4 protein-coding genes are annotated in these 3,210 nt (G+C 55.2%); all 4 read right to left on the bottom strand.

Annotated features, from left to right (window positions below):
* On the bottom strand, positions 1–1,067 hold a 1,067-nt coding region (locus AB7F49_RS39150; RefSeq protein ID WP_428533363.1), incomplete at its 3' end, for a helix-turn-helix domain-containing protein.
* Between the two features lie 15 nt (positions 1,068–1,082).
* The gene (locus AB7F49_RS39155; protein WP_428533366.1) at positions 1,083–1,349 is read right to left on the bottom strand and encodes a type II toxin-antitoxin system HigB family toxin; all 267 of its coding nucleotides are present in this window, start codon (positions 1,347–1,349) and stop codon (positions 1,083–1,085) included.
* A 33-nt stretch (positions 1,350–1,382) separates the two neighbouring features.
* Positions 1,383–2,330 carry a hypothetical protein gene (locus AB7F49_RS39160; protein ID WP_428533369.1) on the bottom strand — a complete coding sequence of 316 codons (948 nt, stop codon included), beginning with the start codon at positions 2,328–2,330 and terminating at the stop codon, positions 1,383–1,385.
* A partial coding sequence (locus AB7F49_RS39165; protein ID WP_428533372.1) for a restriction endonuclease subunit S occupies positions 2,327–3,210 on the bottom strand: 884 nt, incomplete at its 5' end. The genes AB7F49_RS39165 and AB7F49_RS39160, both read right to left, overlap by 4 nt.

Here is a 3,210-nt window from a genome sequence, read left to right on the forward strand (position 1 = left end):
CACACGGACTCTACCGAGAAATTTGCCGCTAGACGAGACGCTTTCCATGAATCTGTTGGGATAAGAGCTTCTCTTGCCTTCGCGTCTGCTTCGCGCTCCCATGAATCTGTGCTGGACTCATCCAAGTTGTCGAAGATCGCATCAACATCGCTGTTGTCCAAGTGCAAGGCAAGATGAGCCAACTCGTGCAGAAGAGTAAACCAGAAATTGTCCAGGCGGTCATGGCGGAGTGTAAGCGCAATCAAACGTGCTCCATCCGGCAGCGCAATCGCAGCTCCGTCAAGAAACGTTTTCGGAAGGTGCTTTTCGATTACAAGGTGGATGCCGTTCTTGTTGAGAAACTCCCGGGCCAATAGCGGTCCTTGATCGAGGTAGCTGAGCTTAACCACCTCCGAGAGAAACTCATCCGTAACGCAGCCTTTTTGGAACTCTGGCAATGTCCGGCGCAGCGACTCGCTGGCGACTCTGATTCGCCAGGCAAGAAGCGCATGCTCGTTGGCCGTCGACCCTCCGCGAACACGTTGTCGGTTCAGTGCGGGGATAGCTAGCTTCCCTCGCAGCGGCCCCATGAAGCCCACCATGAGGTCCTCTAGCTGCTTCTTCGCCTCGCCGACGGTGCCGGAAAAGTCGTGAAACCATCCACGCTTGATCATGTCGGCCAGCGGAAGGCACTTGCCTAGTTCAACGAGATCGCTGGCCGGTAACTGAGCGCCAGGTTCATGGAGAAGGACCTCTGCGGGGATACCGAACTTCGTCACCAAATTGCGGATCATGGTCAGGCTGAGAGGCCGCTGGCCATTGAGCACTTCGGAGACCTTGCCACGGCTGCCGATGTAGGGAACCAAGTCCTTCGGCTTAAGCCCTTGCTGCTCCATGCGAAACTTGATGGCGGCAATCGGATCGGGAAGGCCGATCGGAAACTTCTCCTCCTCGTATTTCTCGACAAGAAAAGTGAGAAGTTCGAGCTCGTCTCCTGCGGGCGTTCCGGGCTTGGCGTCAAAGATGGCGTCGATGCGGGCGAGAGCCTCTTCGTGCTCAGCATCAGTCTTGATTATCTTGGCTAACATGTCTTCGCCCTGCGATCAGATGGTCTGTGCGTCGATATCGTCATACTCCTTGTGCGTCCCCACGAACCGGACATAGATGGTGAAGAACTCGTAGTTGATCCACACCACAAGGCGATATTTGTTGCCGCAAATATTGAAGACCACGCGACCATCCTTGAGAATGGACGCGCTCCCATATTTCGCCTTGACGTCCGATGGATTTGACCAGGAGGCATTCTTGGCTTCCGCAAACCACGCCTTTAGCTCCTCTTCGGCGGCGGGCTCGCGTGTCCAATATTCCACCAGTCTCTTCCGTGAAATGATCCTCATGGAATGTTACCATGCTCCCATATTATCGTCAAGAACATGTTTCCCATTTAGGGAGCATTTGGAATCGTCTGGCGCAGCCTCGTCGAGGCCGGATGTCGCCGGCGCAACTTGTTGTGCCGTATCGCTTTGCGGGCTGTGTTCGCCGGCTTGAGTTTTGAACAAATCGCACGGGCGATCGACCGGAATCTCGACTGACCGAATCAGCGGCGCGAATGTGCGGCCGTGCAGTTCCCAGCGGCGGTCCCAAGTCTCCGTCGGCAGGATCGCCGTGCTGTGCGTCAGGACCGCGTGCCTCCATTCGTCACTGCTTGCAAACGGACGTTCAGCACCAAGGCTCATGTCCTTGGCGTTTAAAAACCCGAGATAGACAAGCACTACTGGGACGCCGATCGATGTGAGTTTGCATGCCATGGCAAAGCGGTTTGACATCTGGTAGCGATTGTCGCGCGATAGCTGCCAAGTCTTCCCCGTTGCGTCATGAAAGATTGAATTGGCCCAGGCGATTGCCTGGACAATATGATCATGATTAGTCCTCCCACCGTTGGAGGCATCTAACTTCAGGGGCTTCCCGCGTTCTTCCCCCGTCAGTTCGCCAACGTGAGCCTTTGCTTCGACGAGTAAAAGTCCCGACGTTCCATCCACCGTGCAAGTGCTAGCGATGTCAAAACTAGGTGAGGTCTGGAGGCCGCCTCGGTAGATGCGAAACCACCAGGTTCGTATTTGCCGACATTGATCCTCGGCTAAAAGGTTCGCCACACGGTGGAACTGCGCCTCGGACAATTTGTCAAAGCCGCAAGGCATCCAGTGGTCCGACTTGGCAACCTCGGCAAATGGGCAAGCAAGAGCCGTCAGACGAGCGGACACTTCGGCCGGTGTTCCATGAGTGATCCAATGGCAACGTGGCTTGCTCCCACGTTGTTGACTCTTACGAAGCTTGCCGAGAAGGTCATTCACGCCTCGATCTCCTCGTGCGCAGCATTGTCAGAATCCTCGTCATCCATCGGCCGATTGTCGTCGACTGCCACGTCGTCGCCTGGAGCTTCGTCATAAGCTTCGTCCGGAAGCATCGCAATTGCGTCACGAATATCGACGCGGCCAGATACGAGTGCAAAGGCGATGCGTATGCGATAATCCCACAATAGGGCAATCTCTTGCTGAATATGTTCCGTGGCGACGTCCAGTGCCGTGGTGTTCTGCTTTACGATGGTGAGAATCTCTTGCTGTTCCACAATAGGCGGCAATGCCAGCGGAAATGCTCCAATTGTTGTGCTGTTTGTGGAGGCGAGGTTGGTAGTTCGCTTAGCCGTAGTCTCGAAGTAGAACCGTCCGTGACGCGATACCATTAAGAGAACAAGATAGTCCGGAATCATTCGGGTAGCTTTCGGGCGAACCGCGAACACATGATTCTGATGAAGGCAGTGTTCAATCTCGCCGCGCCAGACACAACCACGGCCCAACTTGTCGATATCACCGCCCTCGGTCATCAAAACATCCCCAGCCATGAGTTCGGCACCGACTGCTTCCAACATTGGAACAGCGACAGTCTTGACCACACTCAGATCCACGCGACCAGTTTGCACATTCGCGACTCGAAGATAGGGTCTGTCCTGAAGTGTTTGGGATTCGTAGCGTTTTCCCAGAGTGATCCCGGTCTGAATCTTCGCCACCCGTTTCAATGGAAGTAAATCCCAGTCGTCCGGCACGTCGCCGAGCAAAGGGACGCCGGAGGGTTTGAGGCGGACGTTAGGATCAAGGCCGCGGGTGACGGCTCGGTGGATGATGGCTTGCTTCTGTTCGTTCAAAAGGGCGATGAGCTTTCGCTTTGCCCAGATGT

Origin of the sequence: Pseudorhodoplanes sp. (genome assembly GCF_050250235.1) — a bacterium.
In the GTDB taxonomy this organism is placed as follows: Bacteria; Pseudomonadota; Alphaproteobacteria; order Rhizobiales; family Xanthobacteraceae; genus Pseudorhodoplanes.